Genomic DNA, 20192 nt, shown 5'->3' on the forward strand with positions numbered 1-20192 from the left:
GGCTCACTTCCTCGGCAGGCCGAGCACACGCTCGGCGATGATGTTGCGCTGGATCTCGTTGGTACCCGCGTAGATGGGCCCTGCGAGGGAGAACTGAAAACCTCTGCTCCACGGCCCGTCGAGCTGGCCGTCCGGGCCGAGCAGGTCGAGTGCCGTCTCGTGCAGGTCGATGTCCAATTCGGACCAGAAGACCTTGTTCATGCTCGACCTCGCTCCCGGCGGGCGGCCCTCGACGATGTCGGTGACCTGAGCCAGCGTGAACGCCTGGTATGCCTGCGCCCGCATCCAGCCCTCGGTGATCCGCTCGACGAGCCCATCGGACACCTCGTGCTGTCGCTCGCGCGCCAGTTCGACGAGCCGGTCGGCCGTTCGCAGGAACCTGCCTGGTGAGCGCAGCGTGAGTCCCCGTTCCGAGCCCGTCGTGGCCATGGCAACCTGCCAGCCCTTGCCGACCTCACCCAGCACGCTGGGCACGCCGCGCCGGTCTTCGTCCGGCACGAACACGTTGTCGAAGAACACGTCGGCGAAGCCTTCGTCGCCGTCGAGGCGGTCGAACCCGCGCACGGTGACACCGGGCGTATCCAGCGGAACCAGGAAGTACGTCAGCCCCCGGTGCCGCTCCTGCGCGGGATCGGTGCGGAAAAGCCCGAAAAGGTGCGTACAGAACGCACCCCGGGTCGTCCAGGTCTTCTGCCCGTTCAGCAGCCAGCCGCCAGCCTGCTCGTCCCGCTCGGCCCTGGCGCGGATACCGGCGAGGTCGCTGCCCGCTCCGGGTTCCGACCAGCCCTGGCACCACAGGTCGGTCGCCGAGGCCATACGGGGCAGCAGTTCGTCCCGCTGCCGCCGCGTGCCGAACTCGAACAGGGTCGGCGCGAGCAGGAAGATCCCGTTCTGGGTGACGCGTTGCGGAGCTCCGATCCGGTAGTACTCCTCCTCGAAGATCAGCCATTCCCACAGTGAGGCGTCCCTGCCGCCGTAGGCGTGCGGCCACGACACCACCGACCACCGGTGCTCGAACAGCGTCCGTTCCCATTCCAGGTGCGCGGCGAATCCATCCCGGGTGTCGCCGGAGGGAAGCGGTTCGCGGGGAACGTGCTCGGTCAGCCATTCCCGCGCCAGGGCACGGAAATCCCGCTCTCGTGGCGTCCAGGTCACGTCCATCCGGACCAGCCCGATCCGGTCGTCATGAGCCGTCCTTCCGTTCGCCGCCGAACTCGTCCCTGATCTTGTCGGCGACCCCTTCAAGATTGAGTTCGAAGGTGAATCCCTGCTCGAAGCGGTAGCTGCGGTTGACGTCCTGCGGGTCGATGCCGTTGAGCGACGCCTTGGCCGCGCGGATCACGGTCGGATCCTTCGCGGCGATCTGCCCTGCCAGGGTCATGGCCGCTTCCCGCAGCCGCGCCGCGGGGACGACCTCGTGCACCGAGCCGTAGGCGTGCAGCTCCGCCGCCGTCGCGGTCGCCGAGGTGTATACCATGGCCCGCATCCGGTGCTGTGGCACCAGGCGGGAAAGGTGGGTCGCCGCCCCCAGCGCTCCCCTGTCGACCTCGGGCAGCCCGAAGGTCGCGTCGTCGGAGGCCACGATGACGTCGGCGTTGCCGACGAGCCCGATACCACCGCCGAGGCAGAATCCGTGCACCGCGGCGATCACCGGCACCGGGCATTCGTACACGGCCTTGAACGCCGCGTAGCAGCCCCGATTGGCGCCGAGCAGCGCGCTGAATCCCTCGGTGCGCTGCATTTCCTTGATGTCGACACCGGCGTTGAATCCCTTGCCGAGCGCGCGCAACACCACTACGCGCACCTCGGGATCGGCACCAGCGGCCTCGACGGCCTCGGCGACGGCGAACCAGCCCGCGACCGGGAGCGCGTTCACCGGCGGGTTGTCCATGACGATCTCGGCGACGCCATCGGCATGGGTCAGGCGCGTGACCGGGTCGGGGTCCCTCGGGGGAAACTGTTCCATCGGCTCGTGCACGGTCAGTCGCCACCTTCCCGAGGTCCGTCCGCGACGAAACTCGACCATGCCGTCACGGCGACCTCACCGGTCTGTCTCAGGCACGTCAGCTCCACGTCCACCATCGCTGTTCCATCCACCGTGTACTCCCTGAGCACGGTTCCGGAACAGGTCAGCTCGTCGTCCGGCCACACCTGCTGCCGGAACCGGACGCGGAAGTCGCGCACGTTGGCCGCGCCGAGCCATTCGGTCGCGTAGCTGCCGAGCAGTCCCGCCTGCCACATGCCGACGGAAAACGGCGAGGGGAATCCGGCCGCACGCGCGAACCGCTCGTCGTGGTGGATCGGGTTCATATCCCCGGAAGCACCCTGGTAGCGCACGAAGTCGGTGCGGGTGACGGGGCCGATCACCCACGGCTTCGGTGGTGCGGGCACGGTCATGACTGCTCCTCGGGTGGGCGTGCCGTCTCGACACCGGTCATGGTCGCTCTCGCCACCAGCGTGCCGTTCTCGTCGTGGAAATCGGTGTGCATCACGGCGAAGGTCAGCTCGCCGCCCCTGCGGCCCGGCTTGGTGTACACCTCGCCGATGCGCGAACGGCAGGTGAGCGTCGTCCCCGCTTTCGGTGGCGGGCCGAAGAACGTGTACTCCTGCTCCGCGTGCAGTCCTCGCCGCTGGTCGAGCTCGACCGAGGGCCACGGATCGCTTTCCCCGTGCTGCCAGAAGAATGTGGTGGTGAGAAACGTCGGCGGCGCGTGCGGGTGTTCCTCGGCCGGATCGACGGTTCCTCCGGTTGCCCGCACGAATTCGTTGATCTTGCCCCGTTCCACGTCCATCCGGAACGGCACGCCCCACGTGCCCTCCGCCGCGCTGTCGACCATCCTTGTTCCTCCACTGTGGACGCTGTGTCAGGGATGCTGGCTGCTGACCGAAACGACCTCACCGGTCAGGTAGGTCGAGTAGTCGCTGGCCAGGAAAACGATGACGTTGGCGACCTCCCACGGTTGCGCGGCCCTTCCGAACGCCTCCCGCGCCGAGAGGCTTGCCAGCAGATCGTCACTCGTGACCTTCGCGAGGTGTTCGTGCATGGCGATGCTCGGTGACACGGCGTTGACGCGGATTCCGTGCTCGGCGACGTCCATGGCCGAGCAGCGGGTCAGCGCCATGACTCCGGCTTTCGCCGCGGCGTAGTGCGCCTGCCCGCGCTGGGCCCGCCAGCCGATGACCGAAGCGTTGTTGACGATCACGCCCCTTCCCGCGGGAATCATGTGCCGCAACACCGAGCGCGTCGCCTTGAAGGTCGCCGTCAGCGTCACCCCGATCACGGCGTCCCACTGCTCGTCGGTCATGTCGGCGACGCTGGCCGTCCCGCCGAGCCCCGCGTTGTTCACCAGCACGTCGATACCGCCGTGCTCGGCGACGGCGGCGTCCATCAGCGCGTCGAGCGCGGCGCCATCGGTGACATCGCAACCGACGGCGAGCGGCTTGGTGCCGGTCAGTTCGGCGAGCCGGTCGGCGGCCTCGCCGAGGCGCCGTTCGTGCCGGTCGCTGATCACCACCGTCGCGCCCTCCTCGGCGCAGCGGCGGGCGGTCGCGAAGCCGATGCCGGTTCCCGCCGCCGCGGTGACCACCACCGTGCGGCCGGTGAGCAGTCCGTGCGCGGGCCCAGCCCACGCGGTGCCGGTGCCGGTCACGGGCGCGCACCTCCTTCGAAGCCGCGCAGCACCCTGGCGGCCTGCGTCATGATCCGGTCGATCAGCTCGGCGCAGCTCGGCAGGTCGTCGATGAGCCCGACCACCTGCCCTGTCGCCATCACACCGACGTCGGCGGAGCCTTCGAGCAACGCCGACCGGTACAGCATCGGCGCGTTGGCGGCCATCACGACCTGGCTCAGGCTCAGTCCGCCACCCCGCCGCATCGCCAGGCCCTCTCGGACGAGGTCGGACCAGCTCGTCCCTGACAGCTTGCGGAACGCGATCGCGTTGCGCACCGCGCGCACGAGCCTGCCCGGCGCCGAGCTGTTCTCCAGCTTCTCCACGGTGCCGGCGCGGAGCACCCGCTGCGGGATGCCGTCGACCTCGGTGGTGAGCACCGTGTCGTTGACGGTCTTGCCGAGGTAGACGTCCTTGACCTGCCGCGCCACCGGCGAGTCCGTGGTGAGCAGGAACCGGGTGCCCATCGCGATGCCGTCGGCGCCGTAGGCCAATGCCGCGACGAGCCCCCTGCCGTCGAAAAAGCCGCCGGCCCCGATCACCGGGATGTCGACGGCGTCGACGACCTGCGGCAGCAGCAGGCTGGTCGGGACGCCTCCGGTGTGCCCGCCGCCTTCACCGCCCTGCACGATCACCGCGTCGGCTCCCCAGGCCGCGACCTTCTCCGCGTGCCGCCTCGCGCCGATGGACGGCACCACGGCAAGGCCCGCGTCCTTGCATTTGGCGATCAGCTCCTGGCGGGGCGCGAGCGCGAACGAGGCCACCTTGACGCCGGTGCTGATCAACAGGTCGATCCTGCGCTCGACGTCGGGCTGATCGGCACGGATGTTGACGCCGAACGGCTTGTCGGTCGCCGACCGCACCCGCTCGATGGCCGTGGCCAGCTCGTCGTAGCCGAGCAGTCCGGCGGAGAGGATGCCGAGGCCACCGGCCTCCGCGGTCGCGGCGGTGAGACCGGCGTCGGACACGTAGCCCATTCCGGTCTGCACGATGGGGTACCGCACGCCGAACAGCTCGCAGGCTCTCGTCCGCAGCGCGGAGGGAACACTCACCCCGGAACCTCCTTGTCCCGAAGGTTGCCGGGATCGAGCACGTCCCTGATGAGCGCCAGCTCGTCGGCCGAGGGCAGCGGCGTCGTCACGACGGCGCCGTCAGTTCCGCTGAGCACGAAACCGGTGGCCTCGACGACCTCGTCGACGGAGACACCTGGGTGGACCGAGGCCAGCCGCACCGTGCCGTCGTCGGCGAAGTCGAGAACGGCGAGGTTGGTGACGATCCGCCGGAGGTCGTGGAAGCGCCGCGCGGCCGGTCCCGCCTGCGCGGCCCTGTCGGTGCCGACCCCGCCGACCATGTCCACCTCGGACACGAAAACCCGCTTCGAGTGCTTGGGAACCCAGTAGCTGGTCGGGTGACTCACCGTGTTGCCGGGCGCGCCGCGGACACCGAGCAGCTGCACCTTGGGCCGCCGGTAGTCGCCGATGGCCGAGATGTTGGTGTTGCCGTGCCCGTCGACCTGCGAGGGGATCATCATGACGTGCCGTTTGCCGTGCCACACCAGGTCGAACACGGTACGAAACGGTGCCCATGCCTCGATTTCGCCGGTGGCCGGGCCGCCCACCGGCCACGTCCCGCGCAGCAAGTTCGCCTCACCGTCGGAGAGCAGCAGGTCGGGTGAGAATGTGTGCCTCGCCAGCCGTACCCCGATCGCGGGGACGGTCCCGAACGCGCTGGCGAGCACCTCGCCGTTGCCGCGGAAGGCGTTGGCACAGGCCACGACGCACACCTCCGCCCTCGTCGCGGGAGCCGCCGGTGCCGAGGTGGCCGCGCCGCCCGGCGTCGCCGTCTCCGTCATGCCGGAACCTCCTGTGCCCTCGCCACCACCGCGGCGTGCCAGTCCTGCTCGACACCGCTGAGGTAGCGGTCCGCGAAGGCGCTCCACGCGGCCGGATCCACCGCTGCCGCGACGTACTCGCGCTGAAACGCCTCGTCCCTGTCGTAGTCGGGGACGCACGAGGTGAAGTGCGCCCCGCCTGGTGCCTCGACGACGGCGGTCACCATCATGCGGTTGATCTTGAGCGTCGCGGGATGCGCTCGCGCCGTCAGTTCGGCCGTCGGCACGATCTTCTCGCAGGAAACGAAAGCCTGCTCGGCGGCCATGCAGTACAGGTCGTCGAAGTAGGGGTCCGGCCCGAGGAACTGGGCGTTGCCGTGGATGTCGGCGCGGTTCATGTGCACGAGCGCGGCATCGAGCCGAAGCGCGGGCATGGCGAGCACCTCGTCGCCGCCGTAGGGGTCCGGCACGGTCCGCAGCTCGGGGTTGTGGGTGACTACGTCGGAGCCGAGGCCCGCGCGGGTCGGCAGGAAGGGCAGGTTCAGCCCTGCCGCGTAGAGCCCCCACTGGAGCATGCCCTCGTCGTATTCGGCGACCTCGATGTCGCCCGCCTGCCGTGCCGCGCGGAAATGCGGGTCGAGCGCGATCGAGTCCAGCGAGACGAACCCGAACACGAGCTTGCGCACCTTCCCCGCCGCGCACAGCAACCCGACGTCGGGGCCGCCGTAGCTGACGACGGTGAGGTCGGTCAGCTCGGACCGCAGGATTTCCCTGACCAGTGACATGGGCTTGCGGCGAGAACCCCAGCCGCCGATGCCGATGGTCATCCCGGATTCCAGCCGGGACACCACTTCTGTCCCCGTCATCCGTTTGTCGGCCATGCGCAGCTCCCCTGGCTTGTCGACGTGGCGGTATGTAGCAAGCGCTTGGTTGGCTACAGTACCAGTCAGGTCCCACCCGTCAAGCTCCGTGAGGTGGCCGGATTACCAGTGAGGAGAACGAAAATGACGGTGCGAGACGAGCGGGCCGGCGCGGTGCGGGTACTGACGATCGACCGGCCACACGTGCGCAACGCGCTCGACGCGGACACCATGGTCAGGTTGCGGGACGCGCTGCTTGCCGCCGCCCGCGACGGCGGGGTGCGCGCGGTCGTGCTGACCGCCGAAGGTGACAAGGCGTTCAGCGCGGGCCTCGACCTGAAGGCCGCCGCGGAGCACGGTATCCCCGGTCCCGCGACGAGGCCGGTGAACCTGTTGCGGGACGGATATCCCAAACCCGTCGTCGCGGCGATCAACGGCGCCGCGATCGGCGGCGGTTTCGAACTGGCGCTGGCGTGCGATCTCAGGGTCTCCGCCGACCACGCGGTGTTCGCGCTTCCCGAGGCGAGCCGGGGTATCGCGGCGACGGAAGGCGGAACCGACCTGCCGGTTCAGCTGCCACTGGCGGTGGCGATGGAGATCGCGCTGACCTGCGACCCCCTTTCCGCGCCGAGGGCGGCCGAACTCGGTCTGGTCAACCGCGTGGTGCCTGCCGGGCAGGTGAAATCCGCGGCGATCGCGCTCGCGGCCAGGATCGCCGAACACTCCCCCGCCGCGATCGCGGCCACGAAACGACTGCTGCTCGGCGCGCTCACGCTCACGGCCGAGCGGCGCCGCGAGACGAATCTCGCGGAAACCGCGACGCTGCTGGCGGGCCCCGACGCGGCAGAGGGCGCGCGTGCGTTCACCGAGAAGCGGCGAGCCCGGTGGGCCGACCCCGCCCCAGGGTAGGTGTATCGCCGAGGAGGGATCCCTTCACGCCAGCACCGTGGAGGCGACCCTGCGCACACCCGAGGGTTGCTGCCTGCCGGTCAGGTCGCGGTCGAATGCCTCGGCGATCGCCTCCACCGTCCACTCGGCACTGTGCAGAACCGGGTCGAGTACCGCCGGATGCGTGCACAGCATCAGTTCGTCACCGGCCAGGCGCACCACCTGGCCGGTGACCGCCGCGCTCAGTTCCGACAACAGGTACACCACGAGCGGCGCGTTGGTCGCCGGCGCGATGCCGGTGTTCTGGGCGCCTGCCTCACCCCGGTACCTGGCGTAGACCGCAGCCATCGCGGTGTGCGCGTTGGGCGAGACGGCGTTGACCCGCACGCCGTGTTCGCGGACGTCCTCGGCCCAGGAATAGGTCAGCGTGGCCACGGCGGCCTTGGTCGCGCCGTAGATCGCCGACGCGGTCTTGCCCATCTGCTCACCCGAGGTCACGTTGAGCACGACCCCGGTGCCTCGGCCGATCATGTGCCGCAGCGCGTGCACCCCGCACGCGGCCGTGCCGACGAGGTTGACGTCCACGGTGCGGCGCAACGCTTCCTGTCGTTGTTCCTGCGGAAGGGCGAGCGAGAAGTACCCCGCGTTGTTCACCAGCCCGTCGATGGTGCCGAACTCGGTGACACACCGTTCGACGAGTGCTGCGGCCTGGTCCCATTCGCTCACGTCGCAGGGGTGGGCGACGGCCGTCCCTCCCGCTCCGACGATGCACGCGGCGACCTCGTCGGCCAGTTCCGCGTCGAGGTCGTTGACGACCACCGAGGCACCCTCGGCGGCCACCGCCCTCGCGTACGCCTCACCGAGCCCCCTGCCGGCGCCGGTGATCACCACGGCCTTGCCACTCAGGTGCCGCATCGGGCCACCACGTCCTCACTGTCCGCTCGCGTAGCGGCCGTCGGTCAGCACCGAGACCGGCACGACAGCGACGGCGCCAGGGTCGATGGCGGGTCCGTGCGATTCGGGCGTGAACGTGTAGTTCGACAGCGCCCACAGCCCGGTCTCGCCGGGGGTCATCCCTTCCAGGTATTCGGTCTGCGCCTTGGCGTCGGTGATCGTGCCCGTCTCCTCAGCGGCCTTGGCCGCGAGCATGATGCCGTCGTAGGCGAAGTAGGCGTTGAGCGGCAGTGCGATGTCGCCCTTCTCCTTGAGCGCGGCGATCATCGTCTCCAGTGGTTCGGACCGGGCCGCCTCGGCTCCCTGCACCGCGCCCGCGAGCACCTGAAGATGCACGTTCTCCGTCGCGGGGGTGCCGACCAGCCCTTCGGGTGCTGGCCTGTTGAGCAGCGAGGTCACCGCCGAGGTCGAGTCGGCCACGAGCGGAAGGCCGGTCCAGCCGATCTTGCGCCTGCTCTCCAGTACATAGCCGACGGATGCGCCGGCGCCCTGCATGAACACGAGATCGGGATCGGTGGCCCTCAGTCGTTCCAGCTGCGCGGTGACGTCGAGGTCTTCGGCGGTGTAGGTCTCCTCGCCGGAAAGCGTCAGCCCCGCCTCGTCGAGCGCCTTCCTCGTCGCGTGCACCGTCGCCTGCGCGAAGGCGTCCTTACCGGCGATCATCGCGACCCGTTTCACGCCGTTGTCCTCGGCGTATTCGGCGAACCCTCTCGCCCAGGTGTCGGGGACGGGCGGCACCTTGAACAAATAGGGGTACTTCGCCGGATCGTCGAGTTCGTCGGCCGATGCCTGCTGCACGGAGAAGATCTCGGCATCGGTGATGATCGGCGCCATCGGCAGCGCCTCCGCGCTCGTGTTTCCGGGAAGCACCAGGTTCGGTTTCGGCCCGTTGCCGAGCCGTTCCTGGAGCTTGGTCACGGCGGTGGTCGGGTCGCCGCCGTCGTCGATGATCTCCAGGTCGACCTGGTGACCGTTGATGCCGCCCCGCTCGTTGAGTACGGCCACCGCCGCCTCCGCGGCGTGCGCGGCGGCCTTGGCATTAAGGGCGGCGGGGCCTGGCTGGTTCTGGCCGAGCAACTGGACGATCCGGTATGGCGCGTTCTCGTCCGTCGCTTCCTCGCCGGTGTCAGGGGCGCAGGCGGTGCCCGCGAGAAGGGCAGCCGCCAGAATCCCGCCGATTCGCTTCCACACGCCTGGTCTCCTTCGACACAGGGCCTGCCACCAGTAGCAAGCGCTTGGTCGGGCTACCGTAGGAGCGGCGTCACCCCTCGTCAAGACCCGGTTCCACAGACCTGAACCGGTGTCCGGGGCGCTGTTTCCGCCAGCCGGGACGACGGGCGCCGCGCGCACACCGGTGCCATCCGGATGAATGTGTTCCCGCCCCGCTCACCCGCGGACATCGGGGTGCGGTAGGCTCAATCGACAGGTGTAACAAGCGCTTGATTGGCAAATACGGCGTTACACAGGCTGCCGTTCGCGGCCGGAAGGGAACACAATGGTAGCGCCGCAGGATCGTCGCTCGGTTATTCTGCAACACGCGGCAACTCTGTTCGCCAGCAAGGGGATCGTGGCGACCACGGTCCGCGAGATCGCCGATGCCGTCGGCATACTTTCGGGAAGCCTGTACCACCATTTCAAATCGAAAGATGAAATGGTGGACGCCATTGTCACCAATTATCTCGACGATCTGAGCGCGCGTTACACGGAGATCATGGCCGCGGGCCACGACCCCCGTACGGAACTGGCCGAGCTCGTGCACGGCTCGCTCGCGGTGATCGAATCCCACCCGCACGCCACCGAGATCTACCAGAACAGCGGCAACTACCTGATGTCGCTTGAGGGCTACAACCACATCAAGGTGTCGGCCAACACCATCCAGAAGACCTGGATCAACGTGCTCGAAGCCGGCGCCGCTTCCGGCGACTTCCGGTCCGACATCCCGCCACGCGTGCTCTACCGGATGCTGCGGGACGCGCTGTGGCTTTCGGTCCGCTGGTTCAAACCAACCCGGCAGTACACGATGAAGCAGTTCGCCGACGACTTCGTCTCGACCTTCCTCGACGGTCTCGTACCTCGGTGACTCCCCGCGCTCAGCCCGCCCTGCCGAAGTAGACGTCCAGCAAGGCATTGGTGTCGGCGACCTCGGCACGAGGCCGGTCGAGCACCACCTTGCCCACGTCGAGCACGGTGACCTGGTCGGCGACCTCCAGTGCCGCCGCGGCGGCCTGCTCGACGAGCAGCACCCCCATGCCGGAGGCTTTCAACGTCGACACGGTCGCCATGACTTCGGCGACGACGGACGGCGCGAGGCCACCGGAGGGTTCGTCCAACATCAGCAGCGCCGGTTTGGCCATGAGTGCCTGTCCGATCGCGAGCATCTGTTGCTGTCCACCGGAAAGCTGACCGGATACGGTGCGCCTGCGGTCGGCGAGCACGGGGAACATGTCGTAGACGGGGCCGAGTTCGGCGCGCAGCTTGTGTTTGCCCTTGCCCGTGCTGTATCCGCCGAGCAGCAGGTTCTCCTCGACGGTCCTGCGCCGGAAAACCCTTTTGCCCTCCTGGACGAACGCGATGCCTGCCCCGACCCTGCGATGTGCGCGCACGCCGGTGATGTCCTCGCCGTCGAACGTGATGCACCCGGCTTCGGCCTTGTTCAGTCCCGCGACGGCGCGCAGGGTCGTCGTCTTGCCCGCGCCGTTGCGGCCCAGCAGGACCGTCACCTCACCGGCGTGGACGCGCAGCGACACGTCCCATACCGCGCGAATGTCGCCGTATCCCGTGGCGAGGCCGTCGACACGCAGCAGCGGATCGTCGGTCATGGCGTGACCTCCTGCCTGATCCCGAGATATTCCGAACGCACCCTCGGGTGGTTCTCGATCTCGGCCGGACGGCCTTCGGCGACCAGTTCTCCCTGTGCCAGCACGGTCACCGTGTCGGCGAGGTCGAGCACGAGGCGGAAGTTGTGCTCGACGAGGACGACGGCGGGACCGGCGTCCCTGATGCGCCTGATGAGCACGGCGAGCCGGTCGACCTCGTCTTCGTCCAAACCGGACGCGACCTCGTCAAGCAGCAGTACCTTCGGCCGCGCGACGAGCGCCCTCGCCACTTCGAGCAATCTGCGCGTGCCAAGCGGCAGCGACGCGGCTTCGACGTCGGCGAGGTGTTCGAGGCCCACCAGCCGCAGCATGGTGGTCACCTCGGAGTCGTTGGCCTCGGCCGCCTTGCGATAGCGAGGCAGGCGCAGGATCGAGGAGGGCATGCCCACGTAGCGGGCGGTGTAGCCACCGGCGGCCACCGCTTCCCGCACCGTGATGTGCTCGGGGAACAGCGGGGTCTGGAAGGTGCGCGCGACGCCCTCCCTCGCGACCCGGTGGGTCGGCTTTCCCGTGATGTCCGTTTCCCCGATCGTGATCGTGCCCGCGTCGGTGCGGTAGTAGCCGCAGATCATGTTGAGCAGCGTGGTCTTGCCAGAGCCGTTGGGCCCGATCAGCGCCGTGATCCGGCCCGGCTCGGCGGTGAGGTTCACGCCGCCCAGCGCTCGCAGTCCGCCGAATCGCTTGTGCACGTCCTCGGCCCGCAGCCGCGCTCCGGCCAGCGGTGGCAGCGGCACCTCGGGTTCAGCAGCCACCGATCCCGGGCGCGCTTCCGGCGGATCCCAGCGGGCCACCAGCTTGCCGATACCCTTCTTCGCGAGCCCCGCGAGGCCGTTGGCGACGAGCGTTCCCGCGATGATCAGGAAAGCGCCGTAGACGACCTGGGCGTATTGCTCGAAGTCCGTGGAGCGCAACGGCCCGTACTGCATCACGGCGGCGCCGATGAGCGGGCCGTAGATGCTCTTCGCCCCGCCGAGGATCGAGGCCGCGAGAACCGTCACGGCCATGGTGAAGCCGAACGAACCCGGCGAAAGGTACTTGTCGGCGAAAGCGAACAACGCTCCCGCGATCCCGGCGGGGATCGCCCCGACCGCGTAGGCGGTCAGTTTCAACCGGTACACCGAGATGCCAAGCGACGAGGCGAGCACCGGGCTTTGCCGCAGCACCTGGAACGCGACGCCGTGCCGCGAGGTGATGAGGTTGCGGATGACGACGAACCAGGCGACGGTCACCACGGCGACGACGACGTAGAAGGTGATCGTGTCCAGTTCGGTCCCGAACAGCTTCGGGCCGGGGATGCCGACCATGCCCACCGCGCCGCCCGTGTAGGGCTCAAGCAGTTCAATGAGCTGCGGCACGAGCAGTACGAGGAAGAACGATGTCATCGCCAGCGACCAGCCGCCCAGCCGCAGCCCCGGTATCCCGGAGACGAGTCCGACCACGAGCGCGGCCAGCGCGCCGATCGCGATGAGCAGCAGCAGATCGTTGGCCCAGTTCATCGCGAGATAGCCGGTCAGGTAGGCGCCGGTGGCGTACATCGCCGTCTGGCCGAGCGCCAGCTCGCCCGCGTAGCCGAAGCTGAGGTTGAGCCCGCTGGTGACGAGCGCGAGTATGCAGGTCAGCAAGAGCAGCCTGCGGGTTCCCGAGCTGATGCCGAGCCACGGTGCCGCGATGAGCAGGGCACCGAGCACGAGCGGCAGCACCCACGAGGGAATCGTGCGCAGAGTCCGGACGAGTGCCACGGTCACACCATCCTTTCCCTTGTCGTACCGAACAATCCGGTCGGTTTGAGCACAAGGATGAGGATCAGCACGACGAACACCATGATCGTGGGGAACTGGCTGCCCAGCCACCTTCCGGACAGCGCCTCGACGAGCCCGACGACGAATCCGCCGATCAGCGCGCCGGGCAGGCTGCCGAAGCCGCCGATCGCGACCGCGACGAACCCCTTGAGCGCCAGCGCCGCGCCGAGCGTGGCAACGGCGAAGGTCTTCGGGCCGACCAGCGGGCCGGTCAGTCCGGCGAGGACGCCGGTGAACACGAAGGCACCGAGCGCGAGCCTGCCGACGTTGATTCCGCGCAACTGCGCGGCTTCTCTGTCCTCGGCCATGGCAAGCAGGGCAAGACCGGTGCGCGACCGTCTGCCGTAGCCGGTGAGGGCCACCGTGATCACGATGACGACCGCGATCAGGGTGAGCTCGACGGCGCTGACCCTGCCGCCGAACAGAGTCAGCGTCGCGTCCGATCCGGTCGCGGGAACTTTGAGTACCTGGTCGCCCCAGATCAGCCTGGTCACACCGTCCACAAGGGTCGCCATGCCGAGCGTGGTGACGAGGTGCGCGTGTATTCCCTTCACCGGGCGGATCGCGATGAACTCCTCAACCAGCGCGATGAGGCCGATACCCACCGCGGCGATAAGAAAGATCAGCACGACCGGCAGCTCCGCGACGACCAGTCCCCAATAGGTCACGAATACCGCGAACATCATGAGCTGCGCGTGCGCGAAGTTGAACGTCGTGTACGCGATGAAGACCAGGTTGTACCCGATGGCGACAAGGGCGTAGACCGCCCCGATCGAAAGGCCGGACCAGACGGCTGTCACCTGGACCTACCTCCTTTTGGCTGTAGTCAGGAAAGGCGTTCCAGTACGAGCGCCATCCCCTGGCCGCCCGCCGTGCACATCGTGACGAGACCGGTCTGACCGCCCCGGAAAGCGAGCCCGTTGAGCAACGTCGTGGTCAGCCGCGCTCCGGTCTGGCCGAACGGGTGACCGAGCGCGATCGCTCCACCGTGGACGTTGACCTTGTCGATGTCGAGTTTCAGCTCGTCGACCACCGGCAGCACCTGCGCCGCGAACGCCTCGTTCAGTTCGACGAGGTCGAGGTCGCTCGTGGACATACCGGCAAGCGCCAGCGCACGGCGGGTCGCCTCGACGGGACCGAGGCCCATGATCTCGGGTGACAGCGCGGAAACGCCGGTCGAGACGATCCGCGCCAGCGGGGTGATCCCCAGTTCGCTCGCGCGGTCGGCGGACATGATCACCAGTGCCGCCGCGCCGTCGTTGAGGCCGCAGCAGTTTCCGGCCGTCACCGTGCCGTCCTCCCGGAAAGCGGGCTTCAGCGAGCCAAGCTTCTCGGCGGTCACGCCGGGCCTCGGCCCGTCGTCGGCGGAGACGACGACACCGTCGGCGCGGGTGAACGGGGTGATGTCGGTGGCGAAAAACCCGTCGGCGATGGCCCGCTGCGCCCGCTGCTGGCTCAGCGCGGCGAACTCGTCCTGCGCCGTCCTGCTCACCGAACGGGACTGGGCGACGTTCTCCGCTGTCTGTCCCATCGCGACATAGACGTCGGGCAACGTGCCCTCGGCACGTGGGTCGGTCCATGGCGCGGACCCTGCCGCCGCGCGCTGTTCGCTGCGCTTTCCGGCATCGGCGTAACGGGGATTGCGGGTGTCGGGCATGCCGTCCGCCTTGCCGGCACCGAACCGGGACACCACCTCGGTTCCCGCCGAGATCAGCACCCGGGCCTCGCCCGCCTTGACGGCGTGCAGGGCCATCCGCGTGGTCTGCACGCTGGAGGCACAGTAGCGCTGCACCGTGGTTCCCGGTACGTCGTCGAGGCCCAGGGTCACCGCGACGACTCTGGCCAGGCCGTACCCCTGCTCTCCGGCTGGCTGGGCCGTGCCGAGCAGTACGTCGTCCACCTCGTGCGGATCGAGCGAGGGCACCTTGTCCAGTGCCGCACGCACCATGGCGACGGCGAGATCGTCGGCGCGCTCCGAGGTGAGCGAGCCCTTGTATGCCTTGCCGATGGGCGAGCGCGCGGCGGCGACGATCACGGCTTCGGGCATGGTGACTCCTTCGTGAAAGTTCGGGGATCGCGCGTGTCAGCGGCTCGCGCCGAGCCGGAACTTCTGGATCTTGCCGCTCGGCGTGCGGGGCAGCTCCCCGACGAACGAAAAGTGCCGGGGCACCTTGTAGTTGGCCATGGTGTCGCGGCAGAAGGCGGTCAGCTCCTCCTCGGTGGGGGTTCGCCCTTCCCTCGCCACGACGTAGGCGTGCCCGACCTCGCCCAGCCGGTCGTCGGGGGTCCCGACGACCGCGACCTCCGCGACATCGGGGTGTTCGGACAACAACCGTTCGATCTCGGCGGGGTAGGCGTTGAAGCCGCCGACGACGAACATGTCCTTGAGCCGGTCGGTGACCCTCAGGTAGCCGTCGGCGTCGAGCCAGCCGATGTCGCCGGTGTGCAGCCAGCCCGCCGCGTCGATGGCTTTCGCGGTCGCGCCGGGATCCTCGAAGTAGCCGACCATGAGGTTGGCACCCCTGACGAGGATCTCGCCTTTCTCCCCGGTGGGAACCGTTTCGCCGCCAGGGTCTGCGATGACGACCTCGACTCCGGGAATCGCTTTGCCGCAGCTTGTGGACAGTCGTTCCTGGTCGGTGTCCGGCGGGCACACCGTTGCCGTTCCACAGGTTTCGGTGAGCCCGTATGCGGTGATGACGTCCCGGAACCCGAGGTCGGCCCGCATGCTTTTCAGCAGTGGCACGGGAACCACGGTCGCGCCGGTGACGGCCAGCCGCACGGATCCGAGATCGTAATCGCCCCTGCGGGGATGCGCCAGTATCGAGGAGTACACGGTGGGCGCTCCAGGGAAGACGGTGATCCGCTCCGCCTGCACCAGTTCCAGCGCGGCCTCTACGTCGAACACCGCGAGCGGCACCATGGTCGCCGTGCGCACGAGGCAGGCCAGAATTCCGGCGCGGTAGCCGAAACTGTGGAAGAACGGGTTGATCAGCAGATAGCGGTCGCCCGGCAGCAGGCCGACCATGTCGCTCCACGCCTCGTCCACCCACAGGTTGCTGCGGTGGGTCACCATCGCGCCCTTGGGAAAACCCGTGGTACCGGAGGTGAACAGGATGTCGGCGACGTCGTCGGGCCGCAGATCGGCGACGCGCCGGTCGACCTCGGCGGCGGGAATCCGCTCCCCGTCGGCGGTCAACCGGTCGAACGGCAGGACGAAGGGGTCGTCGCTCGCGCGCATGGTCACCACGGTGCGCAACGACGGCAGCGCGGGGACCGGTGTCTCGCTTGTCGGCTCCGGCAGGGCAACGCCTACCCCGCCGCGCAACATGGCGAGGTAGGCGTTGCCGAGGAAACCGTCGTCGACTACCAGCAGCTCTGCCCTGACTTTGGCCAGCGCGTGGCGTGCCTCCTCGCCCTTGAACCGAGTGTTGACCGGCACGAGGACGCCGCCCGCCGCCATGATGCCCAGTGCGGCGATGATCCACCGGCCCGAGTTCGGCGCCCACACCGCGGCCCGCTCCCCCGGGCGCATTCCCCTCGCGATCACGCCACGCGCGAACCGGGTCACCTCGGCATCGAGTTCGGCGTAGGTCAGCCGGAGATCGCCGTCAACGACCGCGAGCGTGTCCGGAGCCGTGGCGGCAGCTGCCCGCACGGCGGCGGGAATGGTCGTCCAGCCCGCGGTGTTCGTTTCCGGCACGATGCGCCTCCCTGAATGGGTCCGGGTGAATACGCCGGTGTCTCACGGCCGCGATTCGCGTCCCGATCCTAGCGACCCAACCAAGCGCTTGCTAGACTTTCGGCTCGACCATTCGCTCACCGCAGAGCAACCTGGGAGGATCCGCACATGGCCGAGGCTTACCTCGTTGACGCGGTCCGCACGCCGGTCACCAAACGCGGAGGCGGGCTGGCCGCCATCCATTCCGCCGACCTCGGCGCGCACGTGCTGTCCGCGCTGATGAACCGCGCCGGTGTCGACCCGGCCGCGGTGGAGGACGTCATCCTCGGCTGCGTGGACACCATCGGCTCCCAGGCAGGCGACATCGCCCGCACCGCGTGGCTCGCCGCGGGACTTCCCGAGGAAGTACCCGGGGTGACGGTCGACCGGCAGTGCGGATCGTCGCAACAGGCGGTGCACTTCGCGGCACAGGCCGTGCTCAGCGGAACCGCCGACGTCGTCGTCGCCGGCGGGGTGCAGAACATGAGTGCCGTCCCCATCTCCGCGGCCATGACGACGGGCCGGCAATTCGGCTTCCCCGATCCCTTCTCCGGTTCCGAGGGCTGGGTGCGGCGCTACGGCGATGTGCCGGTCTCGCAGTTCAGGTCGGCGGAAATGATCGCGCGCAAATGGGGCATCAGCAGGCGCGACATGGAGGAGTTCGCCCTGCACAGCCACGAAAAGGCGGTCACGGCGATCGGCGAGGGCCGGTTCGTCCGCGAGATCGTCCCGCTCGGCGAGGCGAACGTGGACACGTGTCCAAGGGCGACCACCTCACTGGAGAAGATGGCCGCGCTGACGCCCCTGGAAGAAGGTGGCAGCGTCACCGCCGCCGTATCGAGCCAGATCTGCGACGGCGCGGCGGCACTGCTGGTCATGTCGGAGCGGGCGGTGCGCGAGCACGGGGTAACGCCACGGGCGCGCATCCACCACATTTCGGTGCGGGCCGCCGACCCGGTGTGGATGCTCACCGCACCCATTCCCGCGACGGAACGAGCGCTGGCCCGCACCGGGCTCGGTATCGGCGACATCGACCTCGTCGAGATCAACGAGGCGTTCGCCTCCGTCGTACTGGCCTGGCTACGGGAAAGCGGTGCCGATCCGGCGAGAGTCAACGTCAACGGCGGCGGCATCGCACTCGGGCATCCGCTCGGGGCTACCGGGGCGAGGCTGATGACCACCCTGCTGCACGAACTCGAACGCACCGGCGGCCGGTTCGGCCTGCAAACCATGTGCGAAGGCGGAGGACAAGCCAACGTGACGATCCTGGAACGGCTCTGATGGGCGAGCACGACGGCAAGGCGGTCATCGTCACCGGAGGCACGCGCGGCATCGGCGCCGCCATCAGCCGCCGGTTTCTCGCCGAGGGCGCCGACGTGCTGGTGTGCGGCCGGAACGAGCCCGCGGACCTGCCCTCCCACGAGGGAAAACGGGCCTCCTTCGTCGCCGCCGACATCCGGCGGCCCGGCGAGGCCGCCTCGGTCGTGCGCGCCTGCGCCGACCGCTTCGGCAGGCTGGACGTGCTCGTCAACAACGCGGGCGGCGCGCCACCCGCCGACACGGCGACGATGTCGCCCCGCTTCGTGTCGGCGGTCGTGACACTCAACCTGCTGGCCCCGTTCTACGTCGCGCAACCAGCCAACGAGGTGATGCGAAACCAGCGCGAAGGCGGGCTGATCATCAACATCGGCAGCGTCGCGGGCCGTGATCCGGCGCCGGGCGCGACGGCCTACTCCGCAGCGAAAGCGGGGCTGACGATGCTCACCAAGTCACTCGGCATGGAGTTCGCGCCGAAGGTCAGGGTCAACCAGGTCACGGTAGGACTCGTGCGCACGGAACTGTCCCACCTCAACTACGGTGACGAGAACGGTCAGGAACAGGTCGCCGCCACGATTCCCATGGCGAGGATGGCGGAGCCCGACGACGTCGCGGCGGCGTGCCTGCTACTGGCCGCGCCGTCGGCCGGCTACCTCAACGGCACCGAGTTGCTTGTGGACGGTGGCGGCGAGTTTCCCGCCCGCTATCTGGCGGTGAACCCCTCCCCGCACGAGACGCGGGCGGGCGGGACCCAGCCGTAATCCGCTGGCGGCCGGGGCAGCGCTCGGGCAGGATCGCCGCATGTTCTCAGTGGTGCGCAACGTGGCGACCGACTGTGCGGATGCCTACGAACTGGCTCGGTTCTGGAGCGGGGTGACCGGTTACCCGCTGCACCCTGAGGACAAGCCGGGCGAGCCGGAGACGCAGGTGATGCTTCCGGAGGGCCCGTTGCTGCACTTCAACCAGGTGCCGGAGCCGAAGACGAGCAAGAACCGCATCCACCTGTGCCTGCGCCCCTCGACCTCGCGCGAGGCGGAGATCGCGCGGCTGCTGGAACTCGGAGCCACCTGGGTCGCCGATCACCGGGAGCCGGACGGCTCGGGCTGGGCCGTTCTCGCCGATCCCGAGGGCAACGAGTTCTGTGTCCTGCGCGCAGAGGTTGCGTGACTCCAGGGTCACAGCCCCGCCGCGGTACCGATCCTCCGGCGCAGCTCCGACGGCGAACCGAGCAGATGCTGATTCGCCTTGGCCCGCTTGAGGAAAAGGTGGGCGTCGTGTTCGAAGGTGAACCCGATCCCGCCGTGCAGCTGGACCGACTCGGCGGCCACCCGCATGAAGGTGTCGGCGCACACCGCCTTGGCCAGCGGCGCGAGAACGGCCCGCTCCCCCGGATCCGACATCGCGGTTTCCACCGCGTACCAGGCCGTCGATTCCGCGCCCTCGACGTCGACCGCGAGATCGGCACAACGGTGCTTGAGTGCCTGGAACGAGCCGAGCGGCTTGCCGAACTGGTGCCGGACCTTCAGGTACTCGACGGTGGCTTCGAGGCAGGAACGCGCCGCCGCTGCCGACTCGGTGGCCAGCGCGATCAGCGTCAAGTCCGTCAATAGGTCCACAATGGACTTCATCTTGCTCGATGCCGCGAGCGGGACGGCGGGGGCGTCTGCCAGTTCGACCTCGGCCAGTGATCTCGTCTGGTCGAGCGTCACCAAGCGATCGGACCGCACTCCCTCGGCCGCACGCTCGACCACGAACAGGCCCGGCCCACCGGCAGTGTCGGCGGCCACCAGCAGGGTGTCGACGTGCGCTCCGTGCATGACGGGCGCTGGCCTGCCCCGCAACGTCCAGGCTGCCCCGGTTTCACTCGCGCGAACCGGCCGTTCGCCGGGAAACGCGATCGAGACGGCGAGTCCGCCCGCCGCGATCGCGCGCAGCAGGCGGTCGGCCTCCCCGGTGTGACACGCCGAGGCCACGGTCGCGGCAACCACCGTGGTCAGCAGCGGGGACGGGACGACCCTGCGGCCGAACTCCTCGATGACCACGGCGGCGTCGCCGAATCCCAAACCGAGCCCGCCGCACCGTTCCGGCACGACGAGCGCCGTCGTGCCCAGCTCCTCGGCGCAGCGCCGCCACAACGCCGCGTCGTAGCCCCGCTCACTCGCCATCGCCGCGCGCACCTGAGCCGAATCCGAGTACCTTTCCAGGAAATCGGCCACGGTACGGCGCATGTCACGTCGCTCGTCCGCGTGCGTCGCGGTGCCGTGCTGCTTCACCCGCT

At 68.9% G+C, this 20192-nt stretch carries 21 protein-coding genes; 5 read left to right on the top strand and 16 right to left on the bottom strand.

Annotation, left to right across the window (positions count from 1 at the left end):
• Nucleotides 1–3 precede the first annotated feature (3 nt).
• Genes BAY61_RS16225 through BAY61_RS16260 form a run of 8 tightly spaced genes read right to left on the bottom strand, consistent with a single transcriptional unit; the run spans nucleotide 4 to nucleotide 6380 of the window.
• Entirely contained in the window at nucleotides 4–1161 is a 1158-nt protein-coding gene (locus BAY61_RS16225) for an acyl-CoA dehydrogenase family protein (RefSeq protein ID WP_091804715.1), read from the bottom strand.
• Between the two features lie 22 nt (nucleotides 1162–1183).
• Nucleotides 1184–1966, bottom strand: coding sequence for an enoyl-CoA hydratase family protein (locus BAY61_RS16230; RefSeq protein ID WP_091805270.1), 783 nt, complete (start codon nucleotides 1964–1966; stop codon nucleotides 1184–1186).
• 14 nt (nucleotides 1967–1980) lie between these two features.
• Complete coding sequence (locus BAY61_RS16235) at nucleotides 1981–2397, bottom strand: MaoC/PaaZ C-terminal domain-containing protein (RefSeq protein ID WP_091804718.1); 417 nt, start codon at nucleotides 2395–2397, stop codon at nucleotides 1981–1983.
• The gene (locus BAY61_RS16240; RefSeq protein WP_091804720.1) at nucleotides 2394–2837 is read right to left on the bottom strand and encodes an FAS1-like dehydratase domain-containing protein; all 444 of its coding nucleotides are present in this window, start codon (nucleotides 2835–2837) and stop codon (nucleotides 2394–2396) included. Before BAY61_RS16240 ends, BAY61_RS16235 begins: the two co-directional genes overlap by 4 nt.
• A 27-nt stretch (nucleotides 2838–2864) precedes the next feature.
• Nucleotides 2865–3650: an SDR family oxidoreductase gene (locus BAY61_RS16245; protein WP_091804725.1), complete on the bottom strand. Its 786-nt coding sequence runs from the start codon at nucleotides 3648–3650 to the stop codon at nucleotides 2865–2867.
• Entirely contained in the window at nucleotides 3647–4702 is a 1056-nt protein-coding gene (locus BAY61_RS16250; protein ID WP_211323589.1) for an NAD(P)H-dependent flavin oxidoreductase, read from the bottom strand. The genes BAY61_RS16245 and BAY61_RS16250 overlap by 4 nt, the downstream gene beginning before the upstream one ends.
• 14 nt (nucleotides 4703–4716) lie before the next feature.
• Nucleotides 4717–5520, bottom strand: coding sequence for a CoA-transferase subunit beta (locus tag BAY61_RS16255; RefSeq protein WP_091804731.1), 804 nt, complete (start codon nucleotides 5518–5520; stop codon nucleotides 4717–4719).
• On the bottom strand, nucleotides 5517–6380 hold the full coding sequence (locus tag BAY61_RS16260) for a CoA transferase subunit A (RefSeq protein ID WP_091804733.1): 864 nt from the start codon (nucleotides 6378–6380) through the stop codon (nucleotides 5517–5519). Before BAY61_RS16260 ends, BAY61_RS16255 begins: the two co-directional genes overlap by 4 nt.
• 123 nt (nucleotides 6381–6503) lie before the next feature.
• Between BAY61_RS16260 and BAY61_RS16265 the strand changes: the two genes are divergently transcribed.
• The gene (locus BAY61_RS16265; RefSeq protein ID WP_091804735.1) at nucleotides 6504–7268 is read left to right on the top strand and encodes an enoyl-CoA hydratase/isomerase family protein; all 765 of its coding nucleotides are present in this window, start codon (nucleotides 6504–6506) and stop codon (nucleotides 7266–7268) included.
• A gap of 24 nt (nucleotides 7269–7292) precedes the next feature.
• On the opposite strand, the gene BAY61_RS16270 is transcribed toward BAY61_RS16265, so the two are convergent.
• Together BAY61_RS16270 and BAY61_RS16275 are read right to left on the bottom strand one after the other, a co-directional pair.
• Nucleotides 7293–8162, bottom strand: a complete 870-nt coding sequence (locus BAY61_RS16270; RefSeq protein WP_091804738.1) for an SDR family NAD(P)-dependent oxidoreductase — start codon at nucleotides 8160–8162, stop codon at nucleotides 7293–7295.
• Between the two features lie 15 nt (nucleotides 8163–8177).
• On the bottom strand, nucleotides 8178–9392 hold the full coding sequence (locus tag BAY61_RS16275; protein WP_170140198.1) for an ABC transporter substrate-binding protein: 1215 nt from the start codon (nucleotides 9390–9392) through the stop codon (nucleotides 8178–8180).
• Nucleotides 9393–9696: 304 nt separating this feature from the next.
• Here BAY61_RS16275 and BAY61_RS16280 point away from each other — a divergent pair, with 304 nt between their 5' ends.
• The gene (locus BAY61_RS16280; protein WP_091804742.1) at nucleotides 9697–10281 is read left to right on the top strand and encodes a TetR/AcrR family transcriptional regulator; all 585 of its coding nucleotides are present in this window, start codon (nucleotides 9697–9699) and stop codon (nucleotides 10279–10281) included.
• 10 nt (nucleotides 10282–10291) lie between these two features.
• Here the strand turns inward: BAY61_RS16280 and BAY61_RS16285 are convergent, their stop codons facing one another.
• Genes BAY61_RS16285 through BAY61_RS16305 form a run of 5 tightly spaced genes read right to left on the bottom strand, consistent with a single transcriptional unit; the run spans nucleotide 10292 to nucleotide 16579 of the window.
• Nucleotides 10292–11020, bottom strand: a complete 729-nt coding sequence (locus tag BAY61_RS16285) for an ABC transporter ATP-binding protein (RefSeq protein WP_091804745.1) — start codon at nucleotides 11018–11020, stop codon at nucleotides 10292–10294.
• Nucleotides 11017–12816 carry a branched-chain amino acid ABC transporter ATP-binding protein/permease gene (locus BAY61_RS16290; RefSeq protein ID WP_091805274.1) on the bottom strand — a complete coding sequence of 600 codons (1800 nt, stop codon included), beginning with the start codon at nucleotides 12814–12816 and terminating at the stop codon, nucleotides 11017–11019. Before BAY61_RS16290 ends, BAY61_RS16285 begins: the two co-directional genes overlap by 4 nt.
• 2 nt (nucleotides 12817–12818) lie before the next feature.
• Nucleotides 12819–13676: a branched-chain amino acid ABC transporter permease gene (locus BAY61_RS16295; protein WP_091804747.1), complete on the bottom strand. Its 858-nt coding sequence runs from the start codon at nucleotides 13674–13676 to the stop codon at nucleotides 12819–12821.
• A gap of 26 nt (nucleotides 13677–13702) precedes the next feature.
• Entirely contained in the window at nucleotides 13703–14923 is a 1221-nt protein-coding gene (locus tag BAY61_RS16300; RefSeq protein ID WP_091804750.1) for an acetyl-CoA C-acetyltransferase, read from the bottom strand.
• Nucleotides 14924–14959: 36 nt separating this feature from the next.
• The gene (locus BAY61_RS16305; RefSeq protein ID WP_091804752.1) at nucleotides 14960–16579 is read right to left on the bottom strand and encodes a FadD3 family acyl-CoA ligase; all 1620 of its coding nucleotides are present in this window, start codon (nucleotides 16577–16579) and stop codon (nucleotides 14960–14962) included.
• A gap of 147 nt (nucleotides 16580–16726) precedes the next feature.
• On the opposite strand from BAY61_RS16305, the gene BAY61_RS16310 reads away from it, so the two are divergent.
• The 3 genes from BAY61_RS16310 to BAY61_RS16320 are packed head-to-tail and all read left to right on the top strand — an operon-like array spanning nucleotide 16727 to nucleotide 19081.
• A complete protein-coding gene (locus BAY61_RS16310) occupies nucleotides 16727–17878 on the top strand; it encodes an acetyl-CoA C-acetyltransferase (RefSeq protein WP_091804756.1) in 1152 nt (383 codons plus the stop codon).
• Nucleotides 17878–18675 (top strand): SDR family oxidoreductase, encoded by a 798-nt coding sequence (locus tag BAY61_RS16315; RefSeq protein WP_091804759.1) that lies wholly within the window; start codon nucleotides 17878–17880, stop codon nucleotides 18673–18675. Before BAY61_RS16310 ends, BAY61_RS16315 begins: the two co-directional genes overlap by 1 nt.
• Nucleotides 18676–18715: 40 nt before the next feature.
• Complete coding sequence (locus tag BAY61_RS16320) at nucleotides 18716–19081, top strand: VOC family protein (protein WP_091804762.1); 366 nt, start codon at nucleotides 18716–18718, stop codon at nucleotides 19079–19081.
• A gap of 8 nt (nucleotides 19082–19089) precedes the next feature.
• Here BAY61_RS16320 and BAY61_RS16325 read toward each other — a convergent pair whose 3' ends face one another.
• Nucleotides 19090–20187 carry an acyl-CoA dehydrogenase family protein gene (locus BAY61_RS16325; RefSeq protein WP_091804765.1) on the bottom strand — a complete coding sequence of 366 codons (1098 nt, stop codon included), beginning with the start codon at nucleotides 20185–20187 and terminating at the stop codon, nucleotides 19090–19092.
• Nucleotides 20188–20192 lie beyond the last annotated feature (5 nt).

It is taken from the genome of Prauserella marina (genome assembly GCF_002240355.1).
GTDB classification, from domain to species: domain Bacteria; phylum Actinomycetota; class Actinomycetes; order Mycobacteriales; family Pseudonocardiaceae; genus Prauserella_A; species Prauserella_A marina.

Bases quoted from the DNA above. Each gene is read 5' to 3' on its own strand.
- BAY61_RS16225 (WP_091804715.1), bottom strand. From the start codon at position 1,161: ATGGACGTGACCTGGACGCCACGAGAGCGGGATTTCCGTGCCCTGGCG.
- BAY61_RS16230 (WP_091805270.1), bottom strand. From the start codon at position 1,966: ATGGAACAGTTTCCCCCGAGGGACCCCGACCCGGTCACGCGCCTGACC.
- BAY61_RS16235 (WP_091804718.1), bottom strand. From the start codon at position 2,397: ATGACCGTGCCCGCACCACCGAAGCCGTGGGTGATCGGCCCCGTCACC.
- BAY61_RS16240 (WP_091804720.1), bottom strand. From the start codon at position 2,837: ATGGTCGACAGCGCGGCGGAGGGCACGTGGGGCGTGCCGTTCCGGATG.
- BAY61_RS16255 (WP_091804731.1), bottom strand. From the start codon at position 5,520: ATGACGGAGACGGCGACGCCGGGCGGCGCGGCCACCTCGGCACCGGCG.
- BAY61_RS16260 (WP_091804733.1), bottom strand. From the start codon at position 6,380: ATGGCCGACAAACGGATGACGGGGACAGAAGTGGTGTCCCGGCTGGAA.
- BAY61_RS16265 (WP_091804735.1), top strand. From the start codon at position 6,504: ATGACGGTGCGAGACGAGCGGGCCGGCGCGGTGCGGGTACTGACGATC.
- BAY61_RS16270 (WP_091804738.1), bottom strand. From the start codon at position 8,162: ATGCGGCACCTGAGTGGCAAGGCCGTGGTGATCACCGGCGCCGGCAGG.
- BAY61_RS16280 (WP_091804742.1), top strand. From the start codon at position 9,697: ATGGTAGCGCCGCAGGATCGTCGCTCGGTTATTCTGCAACACGCGGCA.
- BAY61_RS16285 (WP_091804745.1), bottom strand. From the start codon at position 11,020: ATGACCGACGATCCGCTGCTGCGTGTCGACGGCCTCGCCACGGGATAC.
- BAY61_RS16300 (WP_091804750.1), bottom strand. From the start codon at position 14,923: ATGCCCGAAGCCGTGATCGTCGCCGCCGCGCGCTCGCCCATCGGCAAG.
- BAY61_RS16310 (WP_091804756.1), top strand. From the start codon at position 16,727: ATGGCCGAGGCTTACCTCGTTGACGCGGTCCGCACGCCGGTCACCAAA.
- BAY61_RS16315 (WP_091804759.1), top strand. From the start codon at position 17,878: ATGGGCGAGCACGACGGCAAGGCGGTCATCGTCACCGGAGGCACGCGC.
- BAY61_RS16320 (WP_091804762.1), top strand. From the start codon at position 18,716: ATGTTCTCAGTGGTGCGCAACGTGGCGACCGACTGTGCGGATGCCTAC.